We start from the raw sequence: 474 nt of genomic DNA, 5'->3' as shown, positions 1-474 counted from the left end.
ATAAGCGTGAGGTCGATGGTTCGAGTCCATTTAGGCCCACCATATTATTGTTCCGCAGTAGCTCAGTGGTAGAGCACTCGGCTGTTAACCGAGCGGTCGTAGGTTCGAATCCTACCTGCGGAGCCATTTTTTTGGGGAAGTACTCAAGAGGCTGAAGAGGCGCCCCTGCTAAGGGTGTAGGTCGCGTAAGCGGCGCGAGGGTTCAAATCCCTCCTTCTCCGCCAGACGGCCCATTGGTCAAGCGGTTAAGACACCGCCCTTTCACGGCGGTAACACGGGTTCGAATCCCGTATGGGTCATACTTACAATAGAAAGAGCTGTTGGTATATTGCCAACAGCTCTTTCTATTGTTTTTTTTAAAAGATAAGAAAGTATAAAAATTTGGGTCTACCACAGTCATTTAAGCTGTGGTATTTTCATTTTATGGAGACCAATATATTGAGAAGAATATTTTTTGATAAACACCAACATTGG

3 tRNA genes are annotated in these 474 nt (G+C 46.0%); all 3 read left to right on the top strand.

What is annotated here, in order from left to right:
* The first annotated feature begins 51 nt into the window (after positions 1 to 51).
* Positions 52 to 126, top strand: a tRNA-Asn gene (locus M3600_RS28580).
* 7 nt (positions 127 to 133) lie between these two features.
* Positions 134 to 224 (top strand) — tRNA-Ser (locus tag M3600_RS28575).
* Between the two features lie 3 nt (positions 225 to 227).
* A tRNA-Glu gene (locus tag M3600_RS28570) sits at positions 228 to 299 on the top strand.
* The last annotated feature ends 175 nt before the right edge of the window (positions 300 to 474 follow it).

Source organism: Niallia sp. MER 6, from assembly GCF_023714395.1.
GTDB lineage: Bacteria > Bacillota > Bacilli > Bacillales > Cytobacillaceae > Niallia.
This window is presented reverse-complemented; position numbering and strand designations above follow the sequence as displayed.